Genomic DNA, 388 nt, shown 5'->3' on the forward strand with positions numbered 1-388 from the left:
ACATACATGGCACTAAAGATGCCTGATCGAACGGCTCACTCGATGGAGGTCGCCTTCGGTGTCGTGCTCAGCCAATACCCACATGGTACCTTCGAGACGGCGACAACAGATCGTGGCAAGGAGTTTGCCTGCTATGCGAGCCTAGAAGCTGTGCAAAACATGAAGGTCTACTTCGCCGATCCTTATTCCTCTTGGCAGAGAGGCTCTAACGAGAACGCAAACGGTCTCCTTCGGGAGTTCTTTCCCAAAGGGCATGACTTCGCTTCCGTTACAGATGAGCAACTCGCTGATGCCATTCGTTTGATTAACAACCGTCCTCGTAAATGTCTCGGGTGGAGGTCGGCTCACGAAGCCTTCATGGAAGAGGTGTCGCACTTAGCTTGACAAT

At 52.1% G+C, this 388-nt stretch carries 1 protein-coding gene; it reads left to right on the forward strand.

Features of this window, described 5'->3' with window-relative positions; genetic code table 11:
• The coding region (locus AB4Z29_RS32430; protein WP_441946968.1) for an IS30 family transposase at positions 1 to 384 on the forward strand (384 nt) is incomplete at its 5' end.
• Positions 385 to 388: the final 4 nt, after the last annotated feature.

This window comes from Paenibacillus sp. 2TAB23 (genome assembly GCF_052115165.1).
Classification (GTDB): domain Bacteria; phylum Bacillota; class Bacilli; order Paenibacillales; family Paenibacillaceae; genus Pristimantibacillus.